Below are 15,215 nucleotides of genomic sequence, written 5' to 3'. Positions count from 1 at the left end.
CGTCTGTTAATCCTTTTCCTGCTGCGCCGGCTTCCACGTACGCAGCGCCCAAATCAGCAATCCGATAATAAAGAACGCGCTCGGCGCCAGCAGGAACAGGCCGTTTGGCTGATACCAGCCGCCGTTTTGCACCGTTTCCAGCACGGTGACGCCAAACAGTTTGCCGCTGCCGATAAGCTCGCGGATAAAACCGACCAGCAGCAGGATCACGCCGTAGCCCAGGCCGTTGCCGATGCCGTCCATAAAACTCGCCAGCGGCGGCGCTTTCATGGCGTAGGCTTCGGCGCGTCCCATAACGATACAGTTGGTGATGATCAGCCCGACAAAGACGGAAAGCTGCTTTGAGATCTCGTAGGCGTAAGCGCGCAGGATCTGATCGACTACGATCACCAGCGAGGCGATGATCGCCATCTGGACGATAATGCGCACGCTGTTGGGGATGTAGTTACGGATCATCGAGATAAACATGCTGGAGAAGGCGGTAACCACCGTGACGGCTATCGTCATCACCAGCGCCGTTTCCAGTTTGGTGGTGACCGCAAGCGCGGAGCAAACCCCGAGGATTTGCAGCGCGATGGGGTTGTTGTCCACCAGCGGGCTAACCAGCACCCGCTTAACTTCCTTCATGCCTGACATATCAGCCATTGTTAAGCGCTCCTTCACGAACCTGCTTCAGGAAAGGGCCAAATCCCAGCTCGCCCATCCAGAAATCGAAAGTGTGTTGCACACCGTTTGCCGTCAGCGTCGCCCCCGACAGGCCGTCTACGCCATACTGGTCGCCCGGGCGCGCGCCGCCTTTTACCACGCGCAGCGCCGGCCTGCCGTTATCGTCGAGCAACTTCTTACCGATCCACTGCGCGCGCCAGTTCGGGTTTTCTATTTCGCCGCCCAGCCCCGGCGTTTCGCCCTGGTCATAATAGGTGATGCCTTTTACGGTGCGCCCGTCGGTTTGTAGCGCGACAAAGGCGTACATCATCGACCACAGGCCGTTGCCGTAAACCGGCAGCACGATTTCCTGCACTTTATTTTGCTCATCCCGCACCAGATAGATTTCCACGATGTTGGCGCGGCGTTTAATGCCGGCGCGGTCTTCACCCGATGAGAGCGCGACGCTTTGTTCCGGGTCGCGCAGCGCGGCGGCGTGGTCAAATTCAGCCGGGTCTTTGGCAAGCATTTCGCCCGTTTTCAGATTCAGCAGGCGCGGGGTGATGCGAGACGCAAAGATTGTTTTTACCTCTTCGCCGCTCATCTTCGGCGCGGGCCAGACCGGCGACGTCCAGAATGTTGCGCTGCTTGTCGAGCGCTTTCTGCTCCTGCTGGCGCGACTTCAGGCCCACGGCGGAGCCCGCCACGACGACGGAGCATACCAGGCAAAGCACCAGCACCACCAGCAGCGTTCTGCCGATGCTATCGTTACTTTTTACGTCAGCCACGCGACTTCCTCCGCTTGATATTGGCCTGCACCACCAGGTAATCGAACAGCGGCGCAAAGAGGTTGGCGAACAGAATCGCCAGCATCATTCCTTCCGGATAGGCCGGGTTAGCCACCCGAATCAGCACGCATATTACGCCGATCAGCCCGCCGTACCACCACTTGCCTTTGCTGGTAAAGGAGGCGGACACCGGGTCGGTGGCCATAAACATCATGCCGAAGGCGAAGCCGCCCAGCGCCAGATGCCAGTACCAGGGCATGGCGAACAGCGGATTGCTGTCCGAGCCGATGAAATTAAACAGGGTGGCGGTGGCAATCATGCCGAGCATCACCCCGGCGACGATGCGCCAGGAGGCCACGCGGGCAAACAGAATGACGGCGCCGCCAATCAGGATCATCAGCGTTGAAACTTCGCCAATGGAGCCGGGAATCTTGCCCACAAACGCGTCCATCCAGGTGACCGGCTGCCCGGTGACCACGTTGACTAACGCCTCGCCGCCGCCGTGGGACCACTGGGAAAGCGGCGTGGCGCCCGAGAAACCGTCGGCCGCCGTCCATACCAGGTCGCCGGAGATTTGCGCCGGATAGGCAAAGAATAAAAACGCGCGTCCGGCAAGCGCCGGGTTAAGGAAGTTGCGCCCCGTGCCGCCGAAAATCTCTTTCGCCATCACCACGCCGAAGCTGATGCCCAAAGCGGCCTGCCAGAGCGGCAGCGTCGGCGGAACCACCAGCGCAAACAGAATGGAGGTGACGAAGAAGCCTTCGTTGATTTCGTGCTTGCGGATAATGGCAAACAGCACTTCCCAGAAGCCGCCCACCACGAAGACGGTGAGGTAGACAGGCAGAAAGAACACCGCCCCCAGGGTCATCATGCTCAGCCAGCCCGCGTCCGGCGCGAAGCTGACGCCCAGCCACTGCGCAACGGCATAATGCCAGTCGGCCGCTATAACCTGCTGCAGCTGTTCGGGGCCATAGAGCCTGTGCAGCGCAGGAATGCTTTGCAGCCCGACGTTGTACATTCCCCAGAACATCGCCGGGAAGACGGCGAACCACACCAGGATCATCATGCGTTTCAGGTCGATGGCGTCACGCACGTGGGACGCGCCCGGCGTAACCTGCCCCGGCGTGTAGAACAACGTGGCCGCGGCTTCATACAGCGGGTAGTATTTTTCTAATTTGCCGCCCTGCGTAAAGTGCGGCTGTGCTTTTTCAAATAAGCGCTTCAGGCCCATGGGTTATCCTTCCTGCTCGATGCGGGTTAACACCTCGCGTAATACCGGGCCGTATTCATATTTCCCCGGGCAAACATAGGTACACAGCGCCAGATCTTCTTCATCGAGCTCCAGACAGCCCAGCGCCTGCGCGCTGTCGGTATCCCCCGCCAGCAAATCGCGCAGCAGCATGGTCGGCAGAATATCCAGCGGCATGACGCGTTCATAGCTGCCGATAGGCACCATTGCGCGCGCCCCGCCGTTGGTGTCGGTGGAGAAGCTGAAGAGCTTGCGTTTCAGGAAGTGGCCGAGGGTGGTACGCGTGACGGAGAATTTATCTGCCCCCGGCATCGCCCAGCCAAACAGCTCTTTCTCGCGCCCTTCTTTCAGCGCGGTAACCTGCAGATGGAAACGCCCAAGCCAGGCGCGCGGGCCCGCAGCCTGCACGCCGCTGAGCACGGAACCGGAAACGACGCGGTTTTCACCTGCCAGCAACTCGCCCCGGCTGAGTGCTTCAATGGAGGCCCCCAGACAAGTACGGATCAGGCGCGGCCTTTTTACCTGCGGGCCCGCCAGGGAAATCACCCGCTCGGTCCACAGCTCGCCTTCGATAAACAGCTTGCCGATGGCAATGACATCCTGATAGTTCAGGTGCCACACCTGCTTTTGCAGGCTGACCGGCTCGATAAAATGTATGTGAGTACCTGCCAACCCTGCCGGATGGGGCCCGGCGAACTCATTAAAGGTAACCTGCCCGACAGGATGGCCCCCCAGCTTGCCGCCGCTGGCCTGGCAAACCTGTACTTTGCCGTTGGTCAGCCGCGACAGTAGCGTCAGGCCCGCGTCGAACATCTGGCGATTCGCCAGAATAATGGGCTGAGGATCGGCCGCCAGCGGATTGGTATCCATAGCGGTGACGAAAATGGCGGCCGGCACGGTGCCCGGCTGCGGCGCTTTACTAAAGGGGCGCGTGCGCAGCGCGGTCCACAGGCCTGACGCAAGCAGCTGGGCCTGGACGGCTTCACGCGGCACAGCGGCCAGGGATTCGGGAGCATGACGTTTAAAAACAACCGCTTCTTCTCCGCGCACCTCAATAACGACGGACTGCAGCACGCGGCGCTCGCCGCGTTTGATGGCGCTAACAACCCCGCTGGCCGGAGCGGTAAACATCACGCCCGGGTTTCTTTTATCTTCAAAAAGAGCCTGCCCTTTGAGTACCTTATCCCCTTCTTTTACCAGCATTGAAGGACGCACTCCCACGTACTCTTCGCCGAGCAAGGCGACAAAAGGCACAGCCGGGCCAGCATAAATTTGCTGCTCGGGTAACCCGGCGATAGGCAAATCGAGACCTTTTCTGATTTTTATCATAAGGTTATCACGTATAAATTAGGCTAATAAAAACCGACAAAACGCAGCCGACAACGAACGGGCCGAGTCAAATTTCAACCGCAACGACCGTCGGGAAGGTAAAAAGAGGGGGTGCATCCGTTCGTCACGCCTGGTGGGTGGAGTCGCCAGGCCCTGCCTGGCAACGCTGACTTAGGGAAAGCGTCCTTATCTTATCCTCGGGCCATCATGCGGCCGGGATTTTAGCATTATTGGCGCCGGGTTTGGGAGAAATGCGGGAAGTTAAGCCCGGCAATGGGAGCTGTTACGCAAAAACCTAAACTCTTTTGCTTTAGCGGTGAATTAGTTAATATCCATTTGCCGCAAACTCGCCAGTCTGCGCTTGCGAAATTTATTGATGATGCTAATGTGAGCGCACCGAATACAGATTAGTCTGATTTCAGGTCTCTTTTGCCGTCCTGGCATTTGGTTACAGGTTTATCAAGGAATCAAGCAGTATGTCCAAGATCGCACTTCTTATTGCGATGCTCATGATGCCGTTCATGTCGTTTGCCAGCTTGCTTAATGGCAACGCCTCGCCCGCGCCGGTCAGCAAAGAATTCAAACAGCAGTTGATGGGTTCTCCCGTTTATATTCAGATCTTTAAAGAAGAGCGTACCCTTGAGCTGTACGTCAAAATGGGTGAACAGTATCAGCTGCTCGACAGCTATCGAATCTGTAATTATTCCGGCGGCCTGGGACCGAAACAGCGTCAGGGCGACTTTAAAAGTCCGGAAGGTTTCTACAGCGTGGACCGCAGCCAGCTGAAGCCTGACAGCCGCTTTTATAAAGCGATTAATATCGGCTTCCCGAACGAGTTCGATCGTTCCCATGGCTATCAGGGCCAGTATCTGATGATCCACGGCGCCTGCGTCTCCATCGGCTGTTATGCCATGACCGACAGCAGCATCGATGAGATTTTCCAGTTTGTGACCGGCGCGCTGGTGTTCGGGCAGCCGAAGGTGCAGGTAAGCATCTATCCGTTCCGCATGACGGACGCGAACATGGAGCGCCACAAGTACTCTTACTACATTAATTTCTGGAAGCAGCTGAAGCCGGGATACGACTACTTCATGGCGAATCGCCAGCCGCCGGCGGTTTCCGTTATCAGCGGCAACTATGTGATCAGCAAGCCGGTCGTACCAACGGTACAACCTCAGCTCGCCTCAAACTACACGCTCTCCGAGACAAAATAGCACCGACTCGCCTGGCGCAATCCTGTGCCAGGTTTCGTTGCCGGTGAGCGGCTGCGTAGCAATAACCGTGACCACATCGTTAGGTGTGGTCTCTTCCTGAAAGTCGATCTCCACGTCCCTGTCCAGCAGTTTTGCCACGCCAAAGGGTGCCCGCCGGGTTATCCAGTAGAGGTTGGTGGAGCAGAACGCCAGCACGTAACGCCCGTCCGACAGCAGCATATTGAACACGCCTTTTTCACGCAGCTGAACCGCAAGCTCGGTGATATAGCGGAAAACCGCCTGCATATTGCCCGGGGTGCGCGGATAGCGCTGCGTCAGCTTGTGCAGCAGCCAGCAAAACGCCTGTTCGCTGTCGGTTTCGCCAATCGGACGAAACGGCCCGGTTTCAAGCCGGCGGTGGCCTTTAAGCTGGCCGTTGTGGGCGTAGGTCCAGTTGCGACCCCACAGCTCGCGGGTAAAAGGATGCGTATTTTCCAGCGCGACTTTGCCGCGGTTTGCCTGGCGGATGTGCGCCACGACAGAGCAGGATTTAATGGGGTAATCCTGCACCAGCCTTGCGATGGGAGAATTAAAGCTCGGCTGGGGATCTTTGAACGTGCGGCAGCCTTTGCCCTCATAGAAGGTGATGCCCCAGCCATCTTTATGGGGCCCTGTTCCGCCGCCACGCTGTACCAGCCCGGTAAAACTAAAGCAGATATCCGTCGGTACGTTGGCGCTCATCCCGAGCAGTTCGCACATTTCAACCTCCTACCCTAAACACCCCTCATTCTGTCCCTCTCCGTGAGGCAGAGGGACAAAGCGAGTTAAGCCTTAACCATCTCTTTTTCGATCAGCTGAATCAGGATATGAATCACCTTGATGTGGATTTCCTGAATGCGATCGGCATAGCCGAAGTGCGGCACGCGAATTTCGATATCCGCCGTACCCGCCATTTTGCCGCCGTCTTTCCCGGTAAGCGTAATGACCTTCATGCCTTTTTCGCGCGCGGCTTCGATCGCTTTAATAACGTTACCAGAATTACCGGAAGTGGAAATCCCCAGCAGGACGTCGCCTTCACGGCCTACCGCTTCGATATAGCGGGAGAAGATGTAGTCGTAGCCGAAATCGTTACTCACACACGAGATGTGGCTTACGTCTGAAATCGCAATGGCCGGGTAGCCCGGACGGTTTTCGCGATAGCGGCCCGTCAGCTCTTCGGCAAAATGCATCGCGTCGCAGTGGGAGCCGCCGTTACCGCAGGAAAGCACCTTACCGCCCGCCTTAAAGCTATCCGCCAGCAGCACGGCCGCGCGCTGAATCGCGTGGATATTAGCTTCATCTTTCAGGAAGTTAGCCAGCGTCTCGGCGGCTTCGTTCAGTTCGTTACGAATAAGATCCTGGTACATGAGGATGTCCTTCAGTATTTATTGATTGGGTAAACACCAGCAGTTTACCGGATAGCGCGAGAAGCGCCATAACCTGATGCTTTTATGGATCCGTGCGGCAACAATGTGAGCAAGGTTGTAATTATTTTGTAAACACATTGCTAAAAAAGTGCGCATACACTAAAACCAATACATCACAAGTGGTCAGACCTCCTACAAGCAAGGGAGCTTTCTTTATGTTGATTTTGAGTGTTGTTGCAACCGTTATTCTGCTCGGCGCGCTGTTTTACCATCAGGTCAATCTGCTGCTCAGCAGCGCGATCCTGCTGGCGTGGACGGCAGCTTTAGGTTTTGCCGGTATCTGGTCCGTCTGGGTACTCGTCCCCCTCGCCATTATTCTGGTGCCGTTCGTCTTTACCCCAATGCGTAAGTCGCTGATTTCCGCCCCGGTGTTTAAAGGCTTCCGTAAAGTGATGCCGCCGATGTCGCGCACTGAAAAAGAGGCGATTGACGCAGGCACCACCTGGTGGGAAGGCGATCTGTTCCGCGGCAGGCCGGACTGGGAAAAGCTGCATAACTATCCGCAGCCGCAGCTGAGCGCCGAAGAACAGGCTTTTCTTGACGGCCCGGTCGAAGAAGCCTGCCGCATGGCGAATGATTACCAGATTACCCACGAGCTGGCCGATCTGCCGCCGGAGCTGTGGGACTATCTGAAAGAGCACCGCTTCTTTGCGATGATCATTAAGAAAGAGTACGGCGGGCTGGAATTCTCCGCTTACGCTCAGGCCCGCGTGCTGCAGAAGCTTGCCGGCGTTTCGGGCATACTGGCGATCACCGTCGGCGTGCCTAACTCATTAGGTCCGGGCGAGCTGCTCCAGCATTACGGCACCGAAGCGCAAAAAGATCACTATCTGCCGCGCCTGGCCCGCGGACAGGAAATCCCCTGCTTCGCGCTGACTAGCCCGGAAGCAGGCTCCGATGCGGGCGCAATCCCCGATACCGGCGTAGTTTGCATGGGCGACTGGCAGGGCCAGCAGGTGCTGGGTATGCGCCTGACCTGGAACAAGCGCTACATTACGCTTGCCCCTATCGCCACCGTGCTGGGCCTGGCGTTCAAACTCTCTGACCCGGACCATCTGTTAGGCGACGAAGAAGAGCTCGGCATCACCTGTGCGCTGATCCCAACGCACACGCCGGGCGTTGAAATAGGCAAACGTCACTTCCCGCTGAACGTGCCATTCCAGAACGGCCCGACCCGCGGCAAGGATATTTTTGTACCGATCGACTACATCATCGGCGGCCCGAAAATGGCGGGCCAGGGCTGGCGCATGCTGGTGGAATGCCTGTCCGTAGGACGCGGCATCACCCTGCCTTCTAACTCAACGGGCAGCCTGAAAACCATCGCTATGGCGACCGGCGCCTATGCCCATATTCGCCGCCAGTTCCGCATCTCTATCGGCAAGATGGAAGGGATTGAAGAGCCGCTGGCGCGCATTGCGGGCAACGCTTACGTAATGGACGCCGCAGCGTCGCTGATTACCTACGGTATCGTGCTCGGTGAAAAACCGGCGGTGCTGTCCGCGATTGTGAAATATCACTGTACCCACCGCGGCCAGCGCGCCATCCTCGACGCGATGGACATCGTCGGCGGCAAGGGCATCATGCTTGGCGAGTCTAACTTTGTCGCTCGCGCTTATCAGGGCGCGCCTATCGCCATCACCGTTGAAGGGGCGAACATCCTCACCCGCAGCATGATTATCTTCGGTCAGGGGGCGATTCGCTGCCATCCTTATGTTCTCGAAGAGATGGCGGCCTCGCAAAATAACGATCTGAACGCCTTCGATAAGCTGCTGTTCAGGCATATCGGACACGTCGGTAGCAACAAAATGCGCAGCCTGTGGCTGGGCCTGACCAACGGTCTGGGAAGCGCCACGCCGACCCGCGACGCCACCAAACGCTACTATCAGCATCTGAACCGCCTGAGCGCTAACCTGGCGCTGCTGTCCGATATTTCCATGGCGGTGCTGGGCGGCAGCCTGAAACGCCGCGAGCGCATCTCCGCCCGCCTTGGGGATGTGCTAAGCCAGCTGTATCTCGCCTCCGCGGTGCTCAAGCGCTACGAAGACGAAGGGCGCAACGAGGCGGATCTGCCGCTGGTGCACTGGGGCGTGCAGGATGCGCTCTTCCAGGCGGAGCAGGCGATTGACGATTTGCTGCGCAACTTCCCTAACGGCTTTGTCGCCGGCATGCTGCGCCTGGCAATCTTCCCGCTCGGCCGTCGTTACGCTGCGCCATCCGACAAGCTGGACCATAAGCTGGCGAAGATCATGCAGGTGCCGTCGGCTACGCGTTCACGCATCGGCCGCGGCCAGTACCTGACGCCGAGCGAGTTTAACCCGGCGGGGCTGCTGGAACAGGCGCTGCTGGACGTGATGGCCGCCGAGCCGATCCATTTGCGCATCTGCAAAGAAAGCGGCCACAACCTGCCGTTTACGCGTCTGGACGAACAGGCTGAACGGTGGCTGGCGGAAGGAAAAATCGATGCCCAGGAAGCAGCGATTCTGACCAGGGCCGAAGCAAGCCGCCTGCGCAGCATCAACGTCGACGACTTCGATCCGGAGGCGCTGGCAACTCAACCGGTAAAGCTGCCGGAAAAACACCGTAAAATCGAAGCCGCGTAAGCCGCGTTAAACCTGAAAACCCCGCCAGCCGGGGTTTTTTATTGCCCAACAAAAGCCGCCGAACTCATGCTACAGTGAAGGAAATACCTTTATTCATGGGGTCCGTGATTGTGTCTGGCTTAAAAATTTCCCTTCTGCAACAGCCGCTGGTCTGGATGGATGGCGCGGCAAACCTGCGTCATTTCGATGTGCTGCTCGACGGCATTCACGGTCGCGATCTGATTATCCTGCCTGAGATGTTCACCACCGGTTTTGCCATGGAAGCCGCAAAGCAGTCGCTGGCGGAAGAGGAAGTCATCGACTGGATGCAGTTCAAGGCGCAGCAAACGCAGGCGATGATCGCCGGCAGCGCCGCCCTGCAAACGGAACGCGGCCCGGTAAACCGCTTCCTGCTGGTAAAGCCGGACAGCCAGGTGCACTTCTACGACAAGCGCCACCTGTTCCGCATGGCGGACGAGCACCACCATTATCAGGCGGGCGAGGAGCGCGTCGTGGTGGAATGGCGCGGCTGGCGTATCCTGCCGCTGGTCTGCTACGACCTGCGCTTCCCGGTGTGGTCGCGCAACCGCAACGATTACGATCTGGCGCTGTACGTCGCAAACTGGCCCGCGCCGCGCTCCCTGCACTGGCAAAGCCTGCTGGTCGCCCGCGCCATTGAAAACCAGGCCTACGTCGCAGGCTGCAACCGCGTCGGCACCGACGGCAACGGCCACCACTATCGCGGCGACAGCAAAATTATCAGCCCGCAGGGCGAGATCCTGGCAAGCGCGGAAGCGCACCAGGCCACAAGGCTTGATGCGGATCTGTCGCTGATTGCGTTACAGGAGTACCGGGAGAAGTTCCCGGCGTGGCAGGATGCGGATCCGTTTAGCCTGTAGGGCGAACGGGGTCAGGTCGGATAAGCGCAGCGCCATCCGACATTTGCGGCGGGTGGCGCTAACGCTTACCCGCCCTAAAAATACCAACTCAATAAACCAGCGCCTGCCCGTCTTTACGGCTTTCCGTCGCGGCGATGTAATGCCCCTCAGGCGCGCGCACTATTATCTGCGCGCCGCCGAAGTTATAGGCCTGAAGCGGGTCTTCCACCACGATGGTATGGCCCATTTCGCGCAGCGCGGCTATGGTATTGCGATCCATCGTCGATTCCACCACGACCTCCCTGCCCTGCACCACTCGCCAGCGCGGCGCGTCAATCGCGGCCTGCGGGTTCTGTTTGTGCAGCATGATGCGAATCGCCATCTGCAGGTGCCCCTGCGCCTGCATCGGCCCGCCCATCACGCCGAACGACATCAGCGGCTGTCCGTCTTTATCCAGCGCGAACGCGGGAATAATGGTGTGGAACGGGCGCTTGCTGCCCGCCACACAGTTCGGGTGCGCTTTATCCGTCACGAAGCCTGCGCCGCGGTTTTGCAGGCTGATACCGGTCCCCGGCACCACGATGCCGGAACCGAAGCCCATAAAGTTGGACTGGATAAACGACACCATCATGCCGCTGGCGTCGGCGGTGGAGAGATAAACCGTGCCGCTTTGGGTCGGTGAACCATAGGTGAAATCGCTCGCCTTATCCGCGTCGATAAGCCGGGCGCGCGTTTTCAGATACTCATCGCTCAGCAGATGCCTGGCGGCGAACTCCATATGGTCTTCGTCCGCCACGTAGCGGTCGAGGTCCGCCAGCGCCAGCTTCATCGCTTCGATGGACAGATGCAGCGTCTCCACCGAATCCGGGCCGTAGCGGCCGATATCCCACTGCTCGAGAATGCCCAGCGCAATCAGCGTGGCGATGCCCTGCCCGTTCGGCGGCAGCTCCTGAACGGAGCCGCCGGCAAACTCTTTCGACAATAGCTCAACCCAGTCGGCCTTGTGGTTCGCCAGGTCCTCTTTCGTCAGGTGCGCGCCGTGCTCCTGAGCAAAAGCGGCGATCTTCTGCGCCAGCTCGCCGTGGTAGAAGGCTTCGCCGTTGGTCGCGGCTATTTTTTCCAGCGTGTCGGCCTGCGCCGGGTTGCGGAATATCTCGCCCGTTTTCGGCGCGCGGCCGCCGGGCGCGAAGCATTCGCTAAAGCCCGGCTGGTCTTTTAATTTCTTGTAGCCGCGCTCCCAGAGCTGGCCGATAAGCGGGGAAACCGGGAAGCCGTTGCGCGCATACTCAATCGCCGGCTGGGCAAGCGTGGTGAGCGGCAGCGTGCCGAAGCGCTCCGCCAGCGCCACCCAGCCGGATACCGCGCCCGGTACGGTGACCGCGTCCCAGCCGATTTCCGGCATGGTTTTATGTTGCGCAAAGTGGTCATGGCGCCAGGCCGCCGGGGAGCGCCCGGTGGCGTTCAGCGCGTGAAGCTGTTTTCCATCCCAGACGATGGCATAGGCATCGCTGCCGATACCGCAGCCGGTCGGTTCCACCACGGTCAGCGCCATGGCGCTGGCGATCGCCGCATCAACGGCGTTGCCGCCCTGCAGCAGCATGCGCAAGCCCGCCTGGGCCGCCAGCGGCTGCGAGGTGGTGACGGCGTTACGGCCCATCATGGCCGGGCGGTAAGAGGGATAGCCTACCTGAAAATCTATTGCTTCTTTCATCACGTCTCCTGCGTGTTAATCGTTGCGGGGATCGAGCGCATCGCGCAGCCCGTCGCCCAGTAAGTTGAAACCTTGCACCGTCAGAAAAATGGCCACGCCGGGGAAGATGGACATCCAGGGAGCCTGCTCCAGGAAGCCTTTTGCGGTGTTGAGCATCGCGCCCCAGGAAGGATTCGGCGGCTGCTGGCCAAGGCCGAGAAACGACAGGCTCGCCTCGGTGATGATCGCGGCGGCAATCGCCAGCGTGGACTGCACCAGGATCGGCGACATCACGTTCGGCAGCACGTAGCGAATGATTATCCAGCGGTCCGGCAGGCCGATGGCCCGCGCCCCGTCGATGTACTCTTCGTTGCGGATAGCGATCACCTGTCCGCGCGTCAGGCGGGCGAAGATCGGCATCGCCGACAGGCCGATGGCGATCATGGCGTTGCTCAGGCTCGGGCCTAAAAACGCCCCCAGCGCGATGGCCATGATCAGAAACGGACAGGCAAGCAGCGCTTCGATAACCCGCGAGATAACCCCGTCCCAGATCCCCTGGAAATAGCCGGCGACCAGCCCCAGCGGCACGCCGATCGCCACCGCGATCAGCACTGAAATACAGCCCGCCAGCAGCGAGGTGCGCGCGCCCCAGACGATGCGCGAGAGGATATCGCGCCCCAGCTCATCGGTGCCGAACCAGTAAAGCTCCGAGGGCGGCTTGCGCACCGCCAGGAAGTTGGCCTTCAGCGGATCGAAAGGCGCGATCCACGGCGCCAGCAGCGCGACCAGCACAAAGACGCCGACGATGACCGCGCCGATCATCGCGCTCCTGTTGGCGAGAAACTTCTTCAACACGCGGTTCGGCGTTTTCGGCGCGCTTATCGCCACGCCGGTTGTGGTCAGTTCAGCCATGCTCAGCTCCGCATTTTCGGGTTGATAAGGACATACAGCACGTCCGCCACCAGGTTCAGCACCAGGAAGCCGATGGCCCACCACCAGCACCACGCCCTGCACTACGGCGTAGTCGCGGTTAAACACGGAATCCACAATCATTTTGCCGAAGCCGGGAATGGTGAAGACCTGTTCGGTCAGCACCGCGCCGCCCAGCAGTTCGCCAAACAGCAGCGTGGTTAAGGTAATCACCGGCACCAGCGCGTTGCGAAACGCGTGCTTAAGGATGACGCGTTTTGGCAGCAGGCCTTTGGCGCGGGCGGTACGGATGTAGTCAGCCTTCAGCACGGCAATCATCGAGGCCCTGGTATGGCGCATTAACGTAGCCGCAAGCCCCGTTCCCAGCACCAGCGCGGGCAGCAGCAGCGTGCGCAGGTTCTGCAAAGCATCCTCGCTAAAGGGCACAAAGCCGGAGGCGGGCAGCCACTGAAGATTGACCGAAAAGATAAGGATCAGCAGGATGCCGAGCCAGAAATGCGGCACCGAAATCCCCGAGATCGCCACGAAGTTCGTCCCGTGGTCAACCCAGCTGTTTTTATGCACCGCCGCCACGATCCCCATGCTGATGCCCACCAGCAGCGCGATAACCATCGCCAGCAGCGACAGCTCGAGCGTAACCGGCAGCTTGCTGGCGATCAGCGCGGTGACCGGCTCATGCGTGCGCAGGGACATGCCCAGATCGCCCTGCAGAGCGTTGGTCAGCCAGTGAAAATACTGCAGCGGGATCGGATCGTTCAGGTGCAGCTCGTCGCGTAGCTGGGCGATCACCGCCGGATCGCGCTCTTCGCCCGCCATGGCGATCAGCGGATCGCCCGGCAGAAGCTTTTGCAGGCCGAAGACCATGACGCTGACGATAAGCAGCGTCGGAATGGCCAGCAGCAGGCGTTTGCATATCAGTTCCAGCATGATGCCTCCAGGCCGCTGCGGGTTAAGGGGCCAGCGTTAAGCCGGCCAGACGCACGATGCCGTCCGGGTACGGCTTAAAGCCCTGCACTTTTTTGTTCAGCCCGAAGATGCGCGGCTCGAAGTAAAGGTAGGCGATGGGCATATCGGTTTGCAGCTGCTGCACCACTTTGTCGTACAGCGCCTGGCGGGTAGCCTGGTCGTTGCTCCGGCGGGCCTGTAGCAGCCATTCATCCACCTGCGGGTTGCTGTAGCGCCCGTCGTTAAGGTTGCCTTTGCTGTTGATAAACGCGAACAGGCTGCCGTCCGGATCCGGGCGGCCAGACCAGCCGGAAAGGCTCAGCTGATAATCCCCGCTCTGCTGGCGATCCAGTAGCGTGGCGAACTCGGTCATTTGCAGGTTGAGATTAAAGCCCGCCTCGGCGGTCATCGCCTGCAGCACCTGGCCCACCTGCTGAGAGGTCGGGTTGTTCGGCACCAGCAGCGACACGTTCAGCGGCCCGTTGACGCCCGCCTCTTTGAGCAGCGCTTTCGATTTCTCTACGTCGCGCGGCGCGACGGGCAGCTTCACGTGGTAAGGGCTAACGGTGGACAGCCCCTGGTTTGAGGGCGCATACAGCCCTTCGAACACCACCTGGTTGAGCGCGTCACGGTCGATGGCGAGGGAGAAAGCCTCGCGCACGCGGGCGTCTTTAAACGGATCGTTAGCCGGCACTTTGCCGTTGTTGATATTAAAGGTGATGCCCTGATAGCCAAGGCCGGTGACTTTGGCGAGGCTCAGCCGGCTATCGGGCCTCCACGGTTTTCACGTCGCTTGCGGCAATGCCTTCGGTGACGTCAAGGTCGCCGGCGCGCAGGTTGGCCAGGCGAACGGAGGCGTCAGGAATCGGCAGAAATATCACTTTATCGAAGTGGTAGGCGCCTTTGTTCCAGTAGTTTTCAAAGCGCTTGAGCACGATGCGGTCCTGGGACACGCGGCTTTCGAACTGGTAAGGGCCGGAGCAAACCGGATGCGCGGCGAAATCGGGCCTGGTTGCCGCTTTCGGCGCCATCATCGCGCCCGCGCGGTCGGTAAGCTGGCTGAGCAATGCCGCATCAGGCGATTTCAGATGCAGCACCACCTGCGTGGGGCTTTTCACCTCCACGGACTCAACGGAGGACAGGTCGCTTTTGCGCAGCGAGCCCGGCATGGTCATGGCGCGATCCAGGTTGTACTTCACCGCTTCGGCATCGAATTTTTCGCCGTCGTGGAAGGTCACGCCTTCGCGCAGGTTCAGCGTCAGCGTCTTGCCCTCGTCGCTCCACGCCCAGTCCTTCGCCAGCCCCGGCACCACCTGCAGGTTTTCGTCCACGTCCACCAGGCGGTCGCACATGGCGGCAAAGACAAAGCGCCCGTAGTAGGTGCGCGCCTGATGGGGATCGAGCATGTCCGGGTCGGCACCCAAACCGACGCGCAGCACGCTTTCGGCATACGTCTGGGCGCTGGCGCCCAGCAACAGCACGCTTCCCAGCGCGCCCACCACTGCTTTATGCAATTTCATCGT

Annotated in this window: 10 protein-coding genes and 3 pseudogenes; 3 read left to right on the top strand and 10 right to left on the bottom strand. The window is 59.7% G+C overall.

Features of this window, described 5'->3' with window-relative positions; genetic code table 11:
• Positions 1-6 precede the first annotated feature (6 nt).
• The 4 genes and pseudogenes from WLO32_RS04120 to WLO32_RS04105 all read right to left on the bottom strand — a co-directional run bounded on the left by WLO32_RS04120 (position 7) and on the right by WLO32_RS04105 (position 4,011).
• Positions 7-645, bottom strand: coding sequence for an NADH:ubiquinone reductase (Na(+)-transporting) subunit D (locus WLO32_RS04120; RefSeq protein WP_435947276.1), 639 nt, complete (start codon positions 643-645; stop codon positions 7-9).
• Positions 638-1,433 (bottom strand): annotated as a pseudogene (locus WLO32_RS04115) (Na(+)-translocating NADH-quinone reductase subunit C). The gene WLO32_RS04120 and the pseudogene WLO32_RS04115 overlap by 8 nt, the downstream one beginning before the upstream one ends.
• Entirely contained in the window at positions 1,426-2,664 is a 1,239-nt protein-coding gene (locus tag WLO32_RS04110) for an NADH:ubiquinone reductase (Na(+)-transporting) subunit B (RefSeq protein ID WP_435947275.1), read from the bottom strand. Before WLO32_RS04110 ends, WLO32_RS04115 begins: the two are co-directional and overlap by 8 nt.
• A gap of 3 nt (positions 2,665-2,667) precedes the next feature.
• Positions 2,668-4,011 (bottom strand): Na(+)-translocating NADH-quinone reductase subunit A, encoded by a 1,344-nt coding sequence (locus WLO32_RS04105; RefSeq protein ID WP_435947274.1) that lies wholly within the window; start codon positions 4,009-4,011, stop codon positions 2,668-2,670.
• Between the two features lie 476 nt (positions 4,012-4,487).
• Here WLO32_RS04105 and dpaA point away from each other — a divergent pair, with 476 nt between their 5' ends.
• Positions 4,488-5,225: a peptidoglycan meso-diaminopimelic acid protein amidase gene (dpaA, locus tag WLO32_RS04100; RefSeq protein ID WP_435947273.1), complete on the top strand. Its 738-nt coding sequence runs from the start codon at positions 4,488-4,490 to the stop codon at positions 5,223-5,225.
• On the opposite strand, the gene WLO32_RS04095 is transcribed toward dpaA, so the two are convergent.
• Together WLO32_RS04095 and lpcA are read right to left on the bottom strand one after the other, a co-directional pair.
• The gene (locus WLO32_RS04095) at positions 5,196-5,963 is read right to left on the bottom strand and encodes a class II glutamine amidotransferase (RefSeq protein ID WP_121267580.1); all 768 of its coding nucleotides are present in this window, start codon (positions 5,961-5,963) and stop codon (positions 5,196-5,198) included. The genes dpaA and WLO32_RS04095 overlap by 30 nt on opposite strands.
• A gap of 65 nt (positions 5,964-6,028) precedes the next feature.
• Positions 6,029-6,610 carry a D-sedoheptulose 7-phosphate isomerase gene (gene lpcA, locus WLO32_RS04090; protein WP_435947272.1) on the bottom strand — a complete coding sequence of 194 codons (582 nt, stop codon included), beginning with the start codon at positions 6,608-6,610 and terminating at the stop codon, positions 6,029-6,031.
• A gap of 215 nt (positions 6,611-6,825) precedes the next feature.
• On the opposite strand from lpcA, the gene fadE reads away from it, so the two are divergent.
• Positions 6,826-9,270 carry an acyl-CoA dehydrogenase FadE gene (fadE, locus tag WLO32_RS04085; protein ID WP_435947271.1) on the top strand — a complete coding sequence of 815 codons (2,445 nt, stop codon included), beginning with the start codon at positions 6,826-6,828 and terminating at the stop codon, positions 9,268-9,270.
• A gap of 110 nt (positions 9,271-9,380) precedes the next feature.
• A complete protein-coding gene (locus WLO32_RS04080) occupies positions 9,381-10,148 on the top strand; it encodes an amidohydrolase (protein WP_435947270.1) in 768 nt (255 codons plus the stop codon).
• 88 nt (positions 10,149-10,236) lie between these two features.
• Here the strand turns inward: WLO32_RS04080 and WLO32_RS04075 are convergent, their stop codons facing one another.
• The 4 genes and pseudogenes from WLO32_RS04075 to WLO32_RS04060 all read right to left on the bottom strand — a co-directional run bounded on the left by WLO32_RS04075 (position 10,237) and on the right by WLO32_RS04060 (position 15,212).
• Positions 10,237-11,838 carry a gamma-glutamyltransferase family protein gene (locus WLO32_RS04075; RefSeq protein ID WP_435947269.1) on the bottom strand — a complete coding sequence of 534 codons (1,602 nt, stop codon included), beginning with the start codon at positions 11,836-11,838 and terminating at the stop codon, positions 10,237-10,239.
• Between the two features lie 15 nt (positions 11,839-11,853).
• Positions 11,854-12,729, bottom strand: a complete 876-nt coding sequence (locus tag WLO32_RS04070) for an ABC transporter permease (protein ID WP_435947268.1) — start codon at positions 12,727-12,729, stop codon at positions 11,854-11,856.
• Positions 12,730-12,731: 2 nt separating this feature from the next.
• Positions 12,732-13,674, bottom strand: a pseudogene (locus tag WLO32_RS04065) (ABC transporter permease).
• Positions 13,675-13,696: 22 nt separating this feature from the next.
• Positions 13,697-15,212 (bottom strand): annotated as a pseudogene (locus WLO32_RS04060) (ABC transporter substrate-binding protein).
• Between the last annotated feature and the right edge of the window lie 3 nt (positions 15,213-15,215).

This window comes from Dryocola mayonis, from assembly GCF_051307045.1.
GTDB lineage: Bacteria > Pseudomonadota > Gammaproteobacteria > Enterobacterales > Enterobacteriaceae > Dryocola.
Note: the sequence above shows the minus strand (reverse complement) of the source record. Positions and strands in the feature narration are given on the sequence as shown.

Excerpts from the sequence above, each read along its gene's own strand:
- WLO32_RS04120 (WP_435947276.1), bottom strand. The coding sequence starts at position 645 with ATGGCTGATATGTCAGGCATGAAGGAAGTTAAGCGGGTGCTGGTTAGC.
- WLO32_RS04110 (WP_435947275.1), bottom strand. The coding sequence starts at position 2,664 with ATGGGCCTGAAGCGCTTATTTGAAAAAGCACAGCCGCACTTTACGCAG.
- WLO32_RS04105 (WP_435947274.1), bottom strand. The coding sequence starts at position 4,011 with ATGATAAAAATCAGAAAAGGTCTCGATTTGCCTATCGCCGGGTTACCC.
- dpaA (WP_435947273.1), top strand. The coding sequence starts at position 4,488 with ATGTCCAAGATCGCACTTCTTATTGCGATGCTCATGATGCCGTTCATG.
- WLO32_RS04095 (WP_121267580.1), bottom strand. The coding sequence starts at position 5,963 with ATGTGCGAACTGCTCGGGATGAGCGCCAACGTACCGACGGATATCTGC.
- lpcA (WP_435947272.1), bottom strand. The coding sequence starts at position 6,610 with ATGTACCAGGATCTTATTCGTAACGAACTGAACGAAGCCGCCGAGACG.
- fadE (WP_435947271.1), top strand. The coding sequence starts at position 6,826 with ATGTTGATTTTGAGTGTTGTTGCAACCGTTATTCTGCTCGGCGCGCTG.
- WLO32_RS04075 (WP_435947269.1), bottom strand. The coding sequence starts at position 11,838 with ATGAAAGAAGCAATAGATTTTCAGGTAGGCTATCCCTCTTACCGCCCG.
- WLO32_RS04070 (WP_435947268.1), bottom strand. The coding sequence starts at position 12,729 with ATGGCTGAACTGACCACAACCGGCGTGGCGATAAGCGCGCCGAAAACG.